13 protein-coding genes are annotated in these 14,160 nt (G+C 46.8%); 4 read left to right on the top strand and 9 right to left on the bottom strand.

Going from position 1 to position 14,160, the window contains the following annotated elements:
- Positions 1–137 precede the first annotated feature (137 nt).
- Together G395_RS0113970 and G395_RS0113975 are read right to left on the bottom strand one after the other, a co-directional pair.
- Positions 138–1,157, bottom strand: a complete 1,020-nt coding sequence (locus tag G395_RS0113970) for a GntR family transcriptional regulator (RefSeq protein ID WP_026630611.1) — start codon at positions 1,155–1,157, stop codon at positions 138–140.
- A gap of 95 nt (positions 1,158–1,252) precedes the next feature.
- Positions 1,253–2,602, bottom strand: a complete 1,350-nt coding sequence (locus G395_RS0113975) for a DUF6600 domain-containing protein (protein WP_229204169.1) — start codon at positions 2,600–2,602, stop codon at positions 1,253–1,255.
- 312 nt (positions 2,603–2,914) lie between these two features.
- On the opposite strand from G395_RS0113975, the gene arfB reads away from it, so the two are divergent.
- Positions 2,915–3,322 (top strand): alternative ribosome rescue aminoacyl-tRNA hydrolase ArfB, encoded by a 408-nt coding sequence (gene arfB, locus G395_RS0113980; RefSeq protein WP_026630613.1) that lies wholly within the window; start codon positions 2,915–2,917, stop codon positions 3,320–3,322.
- Positions 3,323–3,355: 33 nt separating this feature from the next.
- Entirely contained in the window at positions 3,356–4,597 is a 1,242-nt protein-coding gene (locus G395_RS0113985) for an MFS transporter (protein WP_026630614.1), read from the top strand.
- A 12-nt stretch (positions 4,598–4,609) separates the two neighbouring features.
- Here G395_RS0113985 and G395_RS0113990 read toward each other — a convergent pair whose 3' ends face one another.
- The 5 genes from G395_RS0113990 to G395_RS0114010 all read right to left on the bottom strand — a co-directional run bounded on the left by G395_RS0113990 (position 4,610) and on the right by G395_RS0114010 (position 10,168).
- A complete protein-coding gene (locus tag G395_RS0113990) occupies positions 4,610–4,951 on the bottom strand; it encodes a DUF6984 family protein (protein ID WP_026630615.1) in 342 nt (113 codons plus the stop codon).
- Positions 4,948–5,994 carry a hypothetical protein gene (locus G395_RS0113995; RefSeq protein WP_026630616.1) on the bottom strand — a complete coding sequence of 349 codons (1,047 nt, stop codon included), beginning with the start codon at positions 5,992–5,994 and terminating at the stop codon, positions 4,948–4,950. Before G395_RS0113995 ends, G395_RS0113990 begins: the two co-directional genes overlap by 4 nt.
- Positions 5,995–6,081: 87 nt before the next feature.
- Positions 6,082–9,525, bottom strand: coding sequence for a DUF7133 domain-containing protein (locus G395_RS0114000; RefSeq protein WP_026630617.1), 3,444 nt, complete (start codon positions 9,523–9,525; stop codon positions 6,082–6,084).
- Between the two features lie 41 nt (positions 9,526–9,566).
- A complete protein-coding gene (locus G395_RS0114005; RefSeq protein ID WP_026630618.1) occupies positions 9,567–9,899 on the bottom strand; it encodes a HigA family addiction module antitoxin in 333 nt (110 codons plus the stop codon).
- Positions 9,900–9,907: 8 nt separating this feature from the next.
- Complete coding sequence (locus G395_RS0114010; protein WP_026630619.1) at positions 9,908–10,168, bottom strand: type II toxin-antitoxin system RelE/ParE family toxin; 261 nt, start codon at positions 10,166–10,168, stop codon at positions 9,908–9,910.
- Positions 10,169–10,274: 106 nt separating this feature from the next.
- On the opposite strand from G395_RS0114010, the gene G395_RS0114015 reads away from it, so the two are divergent.
- Together G395_RS0114015 and G395_RS0114020 are read left to right on the top strand one after the other, a co-directional pair.
- On the top strand, positions 10,275–11,567 hold the full coding sequence (locus G395_RS0114015) for a hemolysin family protein (RefSeq protein WP_026630620.1): 1,293 nt from the start codon (positions 10,275–10,277) through the stop codon (positions 11,565–11,567).
- A 42-nt stretch (positions 11,568–11,609) separates the two neighbouring features.
- Positions 11,610–12,023 carry a hypothetical protein gene (locus G395_RS0114020; RefSeq protein WP_026630621.1) on the top strand — a complete coding sequence of 138 codons (414 nt, stop codon included), beginning with the start codon at positions 11,610–11,612 and terminating at the stop codon, positions 12,021–12,023.
- A gap of 137 nt (positions 12,024–12,160) precedes the next feature.
- Here G395_RS0114020 and galU read toward each other — a convergent pair whose 3' ends face one another.
- Positions 12,161–13,024 (bottom strand): UTP--glucose-1-phosphate uridylyltransferase GalU, encoded by an 864-nt coding sequence (galU, locus tag G395_RS0114025; RefSeq protein ID WP_026630622.1) that lies wholly within the window; start codon positions 13,022–13,024, stop codon positions 12,161–12,163.
- A gap of 111 nt (positions 13,025–13,135) precedes the next feature.
- Complete coding sequence (locus G395_RS0114030; protein ID WP_026630623.1) at positions 13,136–14,131, bottom strand: mevalonate kinase family protein; 996 nt, start codon at positions 14,129–14,131, stop codon at positions 13,136–13,138.
- Positions 14,132–14,160 lie beyond the last annotated feature (29 nt).

Consider the following 14,160-nt stretch of genomic DNA (forward strand, 5'->3'; position numbering starts at 1 on the left):
GTGTGACAGAGCTGGGTTTATGCCGTGTCACACTGAGCGTACCGAGCGCCGGGCGGGCGAAGTGAGGACCGCAACGCCCTGTCAGCCTGAGCGGAGTCGAAGGCACGTCCACAACGCCTCCCACAATCCAACCGTTTTCAAAGCGACTTCCTCCTAATCAACGTAAACGGGTTCTTCACAACTGCCCTTCTATTCTCCGTAATCAGCTCTGCCGCGGTCTTTCCCATTTGTTCATGGTCCGTGGAGATGGTTGTAATCCCGTCCAGGAGGATTTCTTTTAATGGGGTTTCGTTGTAGGAAATGATGCCGATGTCTTTGCCGATTGTTAGTTGCTGTTCACGGCATTTTTTGATCAGATTAACGAGGTCATTTTCTTCAATGACCACGTAGGCCGTATCTTTTACTGCCGTGCTGTTTTCATGGAAATCGTACATGATCTCGTGTTCAAACTCGTGTTGGATGCAGAAGATCCGGAAACCTTTGATGATTTCTTTGGGATAACGGATAATGGTGGGAAAGATGAGAATCAATTTTTTGTAGACTTTCAGCAGGTCAACGGCCTCATTTAAAGCAGAAACGATATCTTTTTCGAAGTTTTGGAAGACAGAAGAATGCTTTTTACTGTTCAGTTCAATGTCTTTATCCAATAAAATCAGCTTCTCTGGCGGAATCATTTTCAAGACTTCAATAGCCTCCTCCGCTCTTTCGTAGAAGTGCGGCATGATCACATAGTAATCGTATTCGCCGAGGCTGTTCTTAATCAGATTTTTAAAAATGTTGGCATTAGAGTGATGGATATGCAGGTCAACATTCACATTGCGACCGACATTCTCCACAAAAGCATTGTAAATCTGCTTCTTATAGTTGCTTATTTTATTGAAAACCAGCAGAATCCGCACCGATGTCTCGATGTCGACGCGGTTGATAAAGTAACCTTTGCCCCGAACGGAAATCAGTACACCGTCTTTGATCAAATGTTTGTAAGCCTTTTCAACAGTGTCCCGGGAAAGCAAATACTCTTCACTTAACTGATTGATCGAAGGAATTTTATCGCCGCGTTTTAATTTGCCCTTACTAATCGCCTGCAACAGCGACTTGATGATCTGCATGTATTTTGGCGCGCTTTCCTTAAACTCAATGTCAAACTGTATTTCCATTAAAACGGTATTTAAATGCCCGGTGACTATAAATTAAAAACAGCCGGGCAAGAAAACTACTTTCTTACCCGGCTGTTTTATTGGGCTTTTAAAATTTATCTCGGCCCTCTGCTGCTTCTTTCGGAAGCGCCGCCGCCACCGCTGCGTGAGCCTCTTTCAGAACTTCCTTGTGAAGAACGCGCATCAGGCGCGCTGCCTCTGGACTCGTAAGAACCTCTATCCGCTGAACTACGCTCCGAACGGCTTTCACGTTGGACAGGCGCTTCATAAGAACCCCGGTTGGAACGGCTCTCGCGCTGTGCAGGCGCTTCATAGGAACCTCTATTGGAACGGCTTTCACGTTGAACAGGAGCCTCATAGGAGCCTCTTTCCTGGCGACTTTCTCGTTGAGCCGGTGCTTCATACGATCCTCTTTCCGAACGGCTTGGTCTTGTTGCAGGCACTTCATAAGATTCTCTGTTTCCGCCGGAATTCACCGGCTCATTACCACGTTCCGACCGACTGCTTCTTTCCGAGCCGTAGTCCGGCACGTCACGGTTGGGAGCTCGCTGCGCACGGGTTGGCGCTTCGTACTCGCGATTGCTGCGGCTATTGTTATCACTGCGGTTGGCCTCATATCCGGGGTTTCTGCCATTGCCTCTGCTGCTTCGGTCCGATGAACCTGCGTCGATGGTTGATCCGCGGCGATTCGCATCGTTATATCTGCTGCTGCGGTCGTCATAACCGCGGCTGTTGTCGTATCTGTCATTGCCACGGCTATTGCCCGCAACAACTACCCGTCCCCTATTCCGCATATCAATTTCACGAACGGAAACACTTCTTCTTGTTACACGCTCAATTTCATCGCGTCTCGGGCCGTAAGCGTAGGTTCTGTTGTTATTGTAATAGTAGTTGTTGATAATGGTCGTTCTGCCATAATAATGCGAAACGCGATTGCGCGGAGCGCAGTAGGAATGCCAGCGCGGGCTGGTAATGTAACGTTGCGGCACGAAAACCCACCAGAAAGAAGGCAGATTTACCGAAATGTTCACTTGCATACCAGGACCCAACGGTGCCCAGCCATAATATCCGCCACCCGAACGCCAGTTAACCCATGCCGGGCCCCATTCATAACCCGGAATCCAGAACCAGCCATTGTAATCATCAAAAGACCAGCGGCCGTAGTGAAATGGCGCCCAGCCCCAGTCGTATTCCGAAACCCAGGTGTTACCATATTCGGTCACTTCCCAGTATCCCGCAGTGGAGTAGGGCTGGAAGCCGGATGGCGCATCTGGCACCCAAACGGAGCCATATTGCGGCGTCCGGACCCATCGTCCGTAAGGAGATAGCTCTTCATAGAATGTTTGAAAAGAAATGTTAACTCCGGGCTGGGCCTGTGTCTTATTAGATATGGAAACACCGCCGAGCAAAAGCAAGATCAGGCCCATTATCCGAAGTTTTCGCATGATTTTCATGGCTATATGGATTAGTTGTTTTTCTTTATTTAAATCGTAGGTAAGACACACTTTTTTGGTTTTGGTTTAAACGCTGTGAAACGCTGCAATTGGTATAAACAATCCACGTTTCAACAGAGTAACATTCGGATTCCCGCTTTGTTGTTAAATGATGACATTAAGTAATTGATTATTAATGCTTTATTTATCTATTGTAAAAGATATCAATCGCTGCTTGCTGACTGTAAGACAATTGTAAACTAATTTAGCCCTATCCGCCATCATCAACATTAACAACACATTAACAATATTTTCAGTCAGCCAATGGTCAACCCTGAAATTTTACACAACGAACTGGTCTTTCAAACTGCGCGCAGCGGCGGAAAAGGAGGGCAGAATGTGAATAAAGTCGAAACAAAAGTGGAGCTGAGATTTGATATCAAAAATTCACAGCAACTTACCGAAGAGCAAAAACAGACATTGATCGAAAAGCTCGCCAACAAGCTTACCAACGAGCAGGTTCTCATCCTGTATCATCAGACCGAGCGTTCGCAGCTGGCCAATAAGGATAAAATTATAGCCAAGTTTAATGATCTGATCAAAAAAGCATTCACCGTACAAAAAAGCCGCCGTGCTACACGGCCTACGCTTGCTTCGAAACTGGACAGGCTCCAAACGAAGCAGCGGAATTCCAGCATTAAATCATTACGTAAAAAGTCATTCGAAGAATAGATCCCCGGCGTTGCCATTTCCTCATTTATCCAAATGAATGCCATCACTCCTGCTCAGCCTAAATTAAGTGCCGTTCTGACCATTCCCGTTATCGTTGCCTCGCTGGGTTACTTTGTGGATGTGTATGACCTGCTGTTGTTTAACATTGTCCGTGTGCCCAGCCTGAAAGATCTTGGGTTGTCCGAAGAGGAGATTTCCCACATCGGTGCCAATATTTACAACTGGCAGCAGGCGGGCTTGCTCATTGGCGGCTTTATGTGGGGCATATTGGGCGATAAGCTGGGCCGGAGGTCGGTTTTGTTTGGATCTATTTTTACTTATTCGCTGGCGAACATTGCCTGTGGTTTTGCCAATAATGTTGAGTTGTATTCATTTTTGAGATTTATTGCAGGATTAGGACTGGCCGGAGAGCTCGGCGCAGGCATTACGCTCATTGCCGAAATCTTACCAAAAGAGCTGCGTGGCTACGGCGCATCTGTGGTTGCCAGCGTAGGCCTGGCCGGTGCTATCGCGGCATTTTTTGCGGTAAAACTGACAGATTGGCGCATCGCTTATTTCATAGGAGGAGGAATGGGGCTGATACTCCTGGGTTTACGGATTAATGTGCTGGAATCAGTCATTTTTAATAAAAGCATAGAAAACCGGGGGAGCAAGTCCGTTCCCTGGTGGACGATTTTTACGAGCTGGTCGCGGTTTGTGCGCTATATCCGCTGCATGGGCATCGGGTTACCTACTTATATGGTCATTGGAATTTACTCCACTTTTGGAAACGAATTTGCGAAAGCGCTGGGCATTACCGCCGACGTACAAGCAGCATCGTGCGTGCTTTACACCTACATTGGCGTTGTAACTGGTGATTTTTTTAGTGGGATTTTAAGTCAATGGCTGCAATCCAGGAGAAAGGCAATCCTTTTAATGATGTCAATGACGCTAGCCGGGGTAGTGTGGCTGCTTTACGGCGGGATTGAGTCGACTACAATGCTTTATGCTTGTTATGTATGGCTCGGATTCTCAATCGGCTACATTGCCATGTTCCTGACCACAACTGCAGAACAGTTCGGGACCAATCTTCGGGCGACCGTAACAACCTCTGTTGCTAATAATGTAAGGGCAACTGTCCTGATCACATTGCCTGTTTTCCAGCTTTTGAAGCCGGGTTGGGGCGTTTTGAGTTCGGGTGCAATCGTTGGTGCCGTTTGCTTCGGGCTGGCATTGCTTTCGCTCTGGAAGATGGAAGAGACGTACGGAAAGGAACTGGATTATGAAGAAGCCTGAAAGCGAAAGTTCTTATTCTGCTTTTTGTGAAAATATCAGCTGATCCGGCCGCGGGTAGTCGATGAGTTTTGAAAAATCTACTTTCCAGAAGTCGAGGTCTAGGAGGTGATTTTGAGTGTCTTTCGTAAGTGTGATAACAACCGGTGTGCCATCGCTGTCGACATATTCCGCCTGAATTAAGTCGCCCTCATACGCGTCAACATTGCCTCCCAAACTAATGCTGCCCATTTTTCCGCCCTCATATTCATCCACGTCGTTGTTGATAGGATAGTCGCCAGGATTGAGATTTAATGTTTGGAGCAGAAAATGAATGAGGTCAATTTCGTTTTGTTTGATGGGCCTTATGCTGCTCATGAATCGGCTTTTGATATGCTGTTCTTGTTTCTCAACTGCTCGGCTTTTTTTCCTACAAACCAGAATGACAGCGCGAGAACGGCAAAGAAAATTCCTTTATTGGTCCTGTCCCAGAAATATTCAAAATATCTCGTATAAATATTAACCAGGAAAAACACCAGTCCCAGGTCCCGCAATGTTTCCAACTTGTTCTGAAACGCGTAAACAAGCAATAGGGCAAGCATAATACTGAAACCCAGTGCCCAATACCAGAAGTAACTCTGCTTAATCGCCGTCCAGCCACTCAGGTCATCGTAATTTCCAAAAATGGATAATGTCCATGCAGCGAGGAGAAACAGGAAAAGGCCGATGGAGTACGTTGTTTCCTGGAAAAACGGCAGGAGTTTAAGCCTTTGCAAAGCAATAGAAAATAGCCAGATAGCCAGCCCGAAAATGGTCATCCGCAACGGATAATTCATTCCCAGGAACCGATAACTGCCACCGGACCAAAAATGCGTCTGAGCGCCCCACCAGCCTGCCAGCGAAATGATCATTACCGTCCATAGCAATGTAGAACGGAGGAAAACCGCCACGCCACCGTAAACAACGGTCGCTATGAGCAGTGGAATGGCATAATTTCCTTCGAAATTGGTAAAACTGCGTGTCCAGTAAGTGATCGCGACGCCAATAGTGAGGATAATGGTAATGTTGTAGGTTTCATTGCTGGCTTTTGAAGCAGGATATTTGGTTTGTCTTCTTTTGGCCAGAAAAATAAATAGGGCAGCCAATGCAGTGAAGCCGATCCCAAAAATGGTTTCCGAAAAGCCCCATTTGTTACGCAATTGTTCCAGCCACTTTTCATCCAGAACCAATGCGCCAAATGCAAGCAATCCACAGGAAACAGCCGAAATCAGCGCGTAAATAGCAATCGCATCCACATTAGCATTCCGCAACTGATAACTGTTCCGCAATTCCTCCGCCAATTCCCCGGAAATTTTATTGCTCTCCCGCCAATGCTGAATAGCCTTACTAACCGCCTCCGCCTCCTTCTTATCTAATTCCATTAATGTTCATTGTTGATGAATTGAAATTGCGCAATACATCATCCATAAAAAGTCCGGGCCAATTTCATAACCCGGACCTTCTTAACACTATCTCGCACTTTTCAATCCCGACAGAAACTCGACCATATCCCTGATTTCTCTTTTGGACATGATTGTGCCCATGGGGGGCATGCTGGATGGGACGTTGTCGCGTTTGGCGATCCTGGCGGTTGCGATTTTTAATGGTTCGGCTTCTGATGTTTTCAGGACCAGTTCGTGGTCACTTTCCTGGGTAAGGATTCCTGCGGCGGATGTGCCGTCTTTCAATGTTAGCATAACCATTCCGAACCCAGGCGAAAGCCGTGCGCTTGGCTCGATCAGCGCCTGTAATATTTGCTCTCTTGAAAGCACATTGCCAATGTTGGAAAGGTTAGGCCCAACTTCACCACCCTGACCGCCGATTGAATGGCAGCGCACGCATTCCGCAGCAGAATTGGTCATAAAATATCTTCTGCCCAACTGTGCATTTCCGCCAAAAAGCGCATCCTGGTAATCAGCAACGGTCATACCGGTCGCGCGCAGCGGAGCCAGTTTCGCAATCAGCGCGTCGGACTTGGTAGAGTCAACTGCCTCCGAAAGATCCAATGCAAGGCTCTGTGGCAATTTCTTATCTGACATCTTACCGATCAGATCTTCAAAAATACCTTGTGTTTTTGTCACAGGGATCGTGCCTAAAACACGCAGCATTTGCTGTTGTTCTTTTACACTTCCTTTTTCAAAAATGCTTTTTGAGATGTCGGTCAATGCTTCTTTTGACATGTTTACGCTTCCAGCCATTCCCAATGCTGCTGTGCGGACATCCGCATCTGTATCGGTCATGCCGAGCTTCATTGCCGTTTCCATGTCTGAATATTTCAGTTCGTTCAGCGCGACAAGCATGGCAGTTCTTACTTTCGGATCCTTATGCGTGCTCAGGATTTTTGCCAAAGCAGCATTGTTTTCAGACATCCCAAGGTTGGTCACCATTTGCGCAGCTGCGATCAATGTGCCCGCGTCGTTGTCATTCAGTAACCCTGCAATAACCGGCTGAACTTTCGATTTCACAAGCGCTGGATCACGTTCCACAACGCCTCTGTAACGACCATCCACGCGGTCCATAACGGATGGGCTGGCCCAGGTTCCCAATGCTGCCAATGCCTCTGTCCGAACATCTTTGTCTACATCTGTTCTTTGTGCAAATGCAATCAGATTATCCAGCTGGTCGTTCGTGCCTACACGTAGGGAAGCATTGATAGCCCTTCTCAGCAACGGCTCGGAAGTGAATCTTTTCTCTTTCAAAAGTGCCGCTAATGCAGGTAGAGAAGCAGGAATTGACAGATCATCATTAATCGCACGAGCTGCTTCTGTAACAATGTATTCGTCTTTATCCTGCAAAAACACGCTAACCTTCTCACTGCGCAATCTTCTCAAAACAAGCACCGCAGCAGTCCTGAGCGACTTTTCAGGGCTGGATGATAATGCAACGATCGGTTCAACTTCGCCAATCCGTGATAAGGCAAGCACAGCGGCATGTCTTAAATAAACATCCTGATCGTTATTTGTTTTAATCATGGCCAAAAGTGGCGCAACGGCTTGTTTGTCAGCAATGCGTCCAAGCGCCTGCGCTCCGAAGAACTGCATTCTTGGGTTCTTGGAAGAAAGCATAGGGATCAGCATTGGGCCAGCTTCGGCAATTTTCGCGTCGCCGAGCACTTTCGCAGCTTGAACCGAAATTTCTTCATCCGAATCTTTCAGCAATGTCATCAGCACATTCGCATAGGATTTGTCCTGACGCGCCAATTGGCCCATTCCCCAAATGCCATGAATTCTTTCCAGCTGATTGCCTGTTTGCGCAATGGCTTTGTTCAAAATAGCGGCACCTTTTGCGCCGCGCGTGGCCAGTTCAAATTGCGCTTTCTGACGGATACGCATATCCTGGTTGCCCAATAAGGTCAACAGCATATCATCCGTTTGCTTGGTATAGTCCAGCTGCATCAGACGTTTCGTAACTGTGCGCAGCTCTTTCAGGTCATTTTTGTCATCCGAGACATCCAGTTTCCAAACCCTTCCGTAATTTTTTGTATCCCAACCATTGATCCAGTCAGCCACATACAATGCACCATCCGGCCCGAATCGAATGCCCGTTGGCAGGATTCCGTTCAGAATATTTTTCTCTCCATCCAGCACGAATGACGCACCTTTTGGCTTCAAGCCAAATGCCCAAATCGGTGAACGGGCAGGGTTACCCACGAACTCAACGAGGAAGAATTTGTTTTTCCAAGCCGATCCCAATGCCGTTCCCGGGTTGTACTGCATACCCGTCGGACCGTTGTGGAAATTTTGAATGGGCGGGATAATGTATGCTGCCTGGCCATCCCAACGCGGTTTATACAATTGTTCATCCATCCAAACTTTATAACTATTGTTTTTAGGATCCGTATATTTTCCGTATTGCCAGTTGGATCTCCAACCTGCGTCAGAGCCTTCCACAACATGGACTAACCGCTCACTTTCGCCGGGATGGTCACCATCGTTATCCGAGCTGATCAGGTTTCCGTATTCGTCAAAAACAAATTCATGCGTGTTTCTCAAACCATGTGCAAAAACTTCAAAATCACTTCCATCAGGGTTGGAACGGGCGATAATTCCTGAGTTGGGGTGCTCATGTTTTATGCCTTCTGCTGTGGTAATGTTGGCACCGATATCCCCGATGTTCCAGTAAATCTTACCATCCGGTCCTTCGGTCGGGTTCGACATTCCGTGGCCGCCAAAGCCGATGTGGACGCCGTAACCATGGCTAATGGAGGTTTTTTGATCCAAAACCCCGTCACCATTTGTATCTGTCAGTCTCCAAAGATCCGGAGCAATTGCAACGAATGCATCTTTCGCGCGGATGAGCACACCGCCTGCAACGTCAGAAATTTCTTCAAAGAAATCGTCCAGAATCCGCATGGAAACATCTGCAATGCCATCATTATCAGTGTCTTCTATGCGCCAAACTTCATCTTTTTCTACGGCTAGATCTTTCCAGTCATGGCTTCCGTCGCCATTCAGGTCTTTCAGCCAGCTGTTTTCCTTGCTTTTCTCAGGCGCAAAGGTGCTGCGAAGGAAAGCGCGGCGCTCTTCCACGGTCTGCAAGGCGATAGAGGCGGTCATCCAGTTGCGATGTCCGCGAATGTCGAATTCTGAATTTTTCTGACGGTTCGTTCTGTTCAAGTAAACCCTTCCCTGATCGTCAACAGATATAGCAACCGGGTCCGGTGCCAGGGAATCTGATGCCCAAAGGTCGAGTTTGAGGCCGTCAGCAAGCTTAGCGACCGTTTTGTCACGGATTTCTTTGGCGCGTGCTTTGCCCGTCGCTGCATCCTCTTTAATGACAACCGCCGTGCTGTTCGTCTTAGACGTAGCGCCCGTTTTACCACCAGTCGGCGACATTTTCATACAAGAGACCACCACAACACCTGTGGCAGCAAGAAGAAATAATGGTTTTCGTAAATGTTTCTTGGAAATCATTGAGTTAAGGCTTAATCATTTAATTGTAGCTAGCTGCATCTCTACGCAGATTGCAGTCCCTGTTTGCGACTAGGCAGAAAGTGCCTGATATCAGATCTGTTTATTTTCTTTTCGGCATGCCAAAGCTCGTAATCACGTTGGAGTTTTAGCCAAAATTCAGGACTTGATCCGAATGCTTCCGACAATCGGACGGCTATCTCTGATGTGATACCCTGATGCTCGTTCAAGATATTTGAAAGTGTCTTCGGTGCGATACCCATGCCCTCGGCTACCTGCCGAATGGTCAAATCTTGTCCTGTTTCATTTTTTATCCCCTCAATAACATCACGGATCATTGAACCCGGATGCGGAGGCATCATTCCCCTCTTTGCCATAATATTACTTAATGATAGTCTACATAATCAACGTCTAACCGAAATGTGATCCTGTAGTTTCCATTGACTTTAATCGACCAATGGTTTTTCCGATCGCCTTTCAATTGGTGAAGACCCCAACCTATAATATTTACTTCCTCTACGGAACTAGCTTCGTCCAATCGATAAAGAATTCTTCTGATTTTTTCAATGTGGTGTGGTTGCAACCTGGACGAATCATTGCTTTCGAAAAACAACTTTAATCCTTTATGCTTAAAGTTAATAATCATCGTATTTCAAATGTAATACATATCGGTCTATGCGTTTCTGTTATTATTTGGAATAATTTTTTCATAACATGCGTTTCATTACCCTTTTTTTTAAAATACATCTTGAATGGCTATCCAGGTTTTAATAACATTAGTACTCGTCTTGTTGAATGGTTTTTTTGTGGCTGCGGAGTTTGCGATTGTGAAAATCCGAGCCTCGCAGTTGGAGCAAAAAGCGCAGGAGGGGAATCCAATGGCCGTTTTATCAAAAAAAATCGTTGCTAATCTGGATGGATATCTGGCTGCTACTCAATTTGGGATAACACTTGCAAGCCTTGGCTTGGGTTGGATAGGGGAGCCGGTCGTTTCCAAAATACTGATCGGGGGAATGGAGCTGGTGGGTATTTCACTGGAACCTGAGCTGGCGCATCAGATCGCTTTGCCGGCCGCTTTCGCCATTATAACGGTACTGCACATTGTTTTTGGTGAGCTGGCGCCTAAATCCATTGCGATACAACGCCCCGAAGCGACGACTTTATTCCTTTCGTATCCGCTGCATGGCTTCTATCTCGTTTGCAGGCCGGTTGTATGGATGCTGAATGGCATTGCTAACTTTATTCTTAAAGGAGTAGGCATCACGCCTTCGCACGGGAGCGAAGTGCATAGCAGCGATGAGTTGCGATATCTAGTTCAGCAGCAGAAAGATAGCGGCATGATTGAAGCGGCAGACTATGATCTGATCAAAAATGCATTCAATTTTTCCGAACGGATCGCCAAGCAGATCATGATTCCAAGGCCGCAGGTTTTCGGCATTGATATCAACGATTTTGATGAGGCAAAGCTTGAAAAAGTCATTGAGGAAGGCTATTCCAGAATTCCGGTTTATGAAGATACACTAGACCAGATTGTGGGCGTGCTGCACTTGAAAGATCTGCTTTTAAGAATGAGGCAGGGAAAAGAAATCGTGCTTACTGAGCTTGTCAGGCCCATCTCTACGGTTCACGAATCCAAACCGATCGGTGCATTGTTGCGGGATTTTCAGCTTAGCAGGCAACAAATGGCTGTTATTATCGACGAATACGGCGGTGTTGATGGCATTGTGACGATGGAAGATATCCTGGAAGAGCTGGTTGGGGAAATTCAGGATGAGTACGACAACGAGATTCCCATAGTGAAGAACGAAAGCGACAATACATATACAGTCTTAGGTTCAGCATCGATCACGGATATTAATGACAAACTGCCACACGATATTTCGAAAGAAAGTGACTACGAAACGCTGGCCGGTTATCTGATCTATAAATTCGGCAGAATTCCGGCTATCGGTGAAAAGCTCAAAACGAAACATTTCGAATTCACCATTCTCAAAAAGCAGCGCGCAACTATATCGCAGGTAAAAATCACTGTGTTTGATGATTGATGTTTGTTGATTAAATTCAATTGTATTTTAATCTTAGAAGTTATGAGACAAGCCCGTATTTGTTTGATTGTATCCTTCTTTGCAGCGCTTACTTCTGTTTCCGCTCAGACAAAAAAGAAAGATCCTTTCCCTACCTACGAACAAATCCGGGGCAATAAATCAGAAATATACGACTTCGTAGCGCCTCAAAGCGTTCGCATAAACCCCGTGTCCGCTGTTCCCGAAACCGGAAAATACAATTACATTAAGCGCAGCATTCTCACCGAGCACGGGTTTGACGTTTTCGGTTATCACAAAGACAGCGTTACCTATATCCTGAACGGTAAGAAGGTAAAAGACGCCAAACGCGCAGAAACGGAGATCAGGACAAACAGCAGAAACATTACCGACATTTCAATCGGCGCAGTGGATGGGAGAGGAAAGCGGGTGGTTAGGATTAATTACGAGGTGGAGTAGTTACTGGCTTGTCAGCCTGAGCGGACCGGGCCGCGGTCGGTCGAAGGCCCTGTCAGCCTGAGCGGAGTCGAAGGCGCGCTACTCCTTGGTAACGCGCCTTCGGCTCCGCTCAGGCTGACAGGCTAGTAAATAACTCCCTACTTATTCAAGATATCAATCAAAAACTGCCTGAACGGTTCGGCGAACTCTTTCCTTTTCAATGCAAACTCAACCGTTGTTTTCAGGTAATCCAGTTTATCACCTATGTCGTGGCGTTTGCCTTCTATGCGGTGTGCGTAGATGTTTTCGCGTTTGAGAAGGAGTAACAATGAATCTGTTAGCTGGATTTCGTTGTTTTTGCCCTTTGGTGTTTGCTCGATTGTATTGAAAATTTCCGGCGTCAGAATGTAGCGGCCTGCTATGGCGAGGTTGGATGGTGCGACTTCGATGGCCGGCTTTTCAACCAGGGCGCTCAATTCCATGATGGTGTCGCTTAATGATGTTCCGCCTACGATTCCGTAACGGTTCACTTTCTTGGGATCTACTTCTTCTACTGCAATTACGGAACCGCCAAACTGCTCGTAAGTGTCCATTAACTGCTGGGTCACCGGGATTACAGAATCCATGATCGTATCACCCAAAAGCACGGCAAATGGCTCATTACCAACGTGGTGTCTTGCATAATAAATCGCATCGCCAAGTCCGTTGGCTTCTTTCTGGCGGACAAAATGCACATTGGCCATGTCCGCAAGGCGGCGCATTTCATTGAACCACATCAAATCTTCCTTCTCTTCCAGACGGCTTTCAAGTTCCACATTGCGGTCGAAATGGTCTTCTATGGCCCGTTTTCCCTTTCCTGAAATAATCAGAATGTCCTCAATGCCTGAATCAACTGCCTCCTGAACCACATACTGGATCGTAGGAATGTCAATAATAGGAAGCATTTCTTTGGGCATCGATTTGGTTGCAGGTAGAAAACGGGTTCCAAGTCCGGCAGCAGGAATTACAGCTTTACGAATCATATGATGTTGGCTTTCGGCCGTTAGCATTCAGCCTTCGGCATCGTTGGTGTTAATTGGTAAATATATCTTTTTAACTAAGTCTTTTGAAGGTAACGGCGGATTACCGATGGCCTAAACCACGAACGGCTTAATCACCCGAGCGTTATGTTTTTTAAGCTCTACAAAAAGCTGGTTCAGCATATCGTCATCATGATAAATGCCGATGATCGTTCCGCCGGACCCCGCGAATTTCGCAGATGCGCCGCAGGAACGGGCCGCATTGATCAGCCTTTTGTTGGACTCGGGCACATTGTAAATTTTGCAGCGCAAATCGAAATTCTCATTCATTAACTGATGCAAATCATGCGCACGGCCTTCGATGAGTGCTTCGCGACCGTCCGCTGCTTTTTTCGCAATCTGTCCCAGGACGTCAATTACGTCGGTCTCACCCCGGTCAAAACGTGTCCTGACATCGCTATGCACCTTGCCTGAAACTTTGCTGAGGTTGGTGTTATACGCTACATATAATTTGGGAAGCAAAGCCGGATCTATCCGCTCATAATGTCCATAACCCTGCCGGTCAATGAGCTCTTTGTCAAAATCCATATAAACACAGCCTTCATAACATTGGATCACGCGGTCCTGTAACCCGGCTGTAATGCCAAGTTCTTCGGTTTCGGTCACCATGATGAGCTGCGGAAGGATTTCCTTGGGGATTTCAACTTTGTAAAACTGCATCAGCGCGCGGAACAACGCAACCACGATCGCGCTTGAACCTGACATGCCAACCTGACGCGGAATGGAAGACCGGTAACGAACAGTGAAATTCCGGTTAGGAAGCCGGATGCCGTTATCTTCGCAATAGTCACCAAATTTTTTGATGCCGGCCTTGATCAGCGGGATCCCACCATTGTAACCCAGCATGCTAACCGTGTCGCGCAAGTGAAAAATGCTGCGAAACGTGCTCTCATCCTGCGGCTCCGATTCAATATGGAGTTCGGGGGATTCATACAGTGAAATGGAAGCGCCAAAATTTCTGACAGAAATGGATATCGTTTTTCCAAAAAAACCATCAGAAGGATTGCCTAGCAGCCCGGCGCGGGCATAAGCACGAGTTTCAATTATCAAGGTAGAATTCTTTTTTTAGCCAAAAGTAA

The sequence above is a fragment of the Dyadobacter alkalitolerans DSM 23607 genome, assembly GCF_000428845.1.
Classification (GTDB): domain Bacteria; phylum Bacteroidota; class Bacteroidia; order Cytophagales; family Spirosomataceae; genus Dyadobacter; species Dyadobacter alkalitolerans.

Bases quoted from the DNA above. Each gene is read 5' to 3' on its own strand.
- G395_RS0113990 (WP_026630615.1), bottom strand. From the start codon at position 4,951: ATGAGCAGCATAAGGCCCATCAAACAAAACGAAATTGACCTCATTCAT.
- G395_RS0113975 (WP_229204169.1), bottom strand. From the start codon at position 2,602: ATGCGAAAACTTCGGATAATGGGCCTGATCTTGCTTTTGCTCGGCGGT.
- arfB (WP_026630613.1), top strand. From the start codon at position 2,915: ATGGTCAACCCTGAAATTTTACACAACGAACTGGTCTTTCAAACTGCG.
- G395_RS0113995 (WP_026630616.1), bottom strand. From the start codon at position 5,994: ATGGAATTAGATAAGAAGGAGGCGGAGGCGGTTAGTAAGGCTATTCAG.
- G395_RS0113970 (WP_026630611.1), bottom strand. From the start codon at position 1,157: ATGGAAATACAGTTTGACATTGAGTTTAAGGAAAGCGCGCCAAAATAC.
- galU (WP_026630622.1), bottom strand. From the start codon at position 13,024: ATGATTCGTAAAGCTGTAATTCCTGCTGCCGGACTTGGAACCCGTTTT.
- G395_RS0114010 (WP_026630619.1), bottom strand. From the start codon at position 10,168: ATGATTATTAACTTTAAGCATAAAGGATTAAAGTTGTTTTTCGAAAGC.
- G395_RS0114020 (WP_026630621.1), top strand. From the start codon at position 11,610: ATGAGACAAGCCCGTATTTGTTTGATTGTATCCTTCTTTGCAGCGCTT.
- G395_RS0113985 (WP_026630614.1), top strand. From the start codon at position 3,356: ATGAATGCCATCACTCCTGCTCAGCCTAAATTAAGTGCCGTTCTGACC.
- G395_RS0114005 (WP_026630618.1), bottom strand. From the start codon at position 9,899: ATGGCAAAGAGGGGAATGATGCCTCCGCATCCGGGTTCAATGATCCGT.
- G395_RS0114015 (WP_026630620.1), top strand. From the start codon at position 10,275: ATGGCTATCCAGGTTTTAATAACATTAGTACTCGTCTTGTTGAATGGT.
- G395_RS0114000 (WP_026630617.1), bottom strand. From the start codon at position 9,525: ATGATTTCCAAGAAACATTTACGAAAACCATTATTTCTTCTTGCTGCC.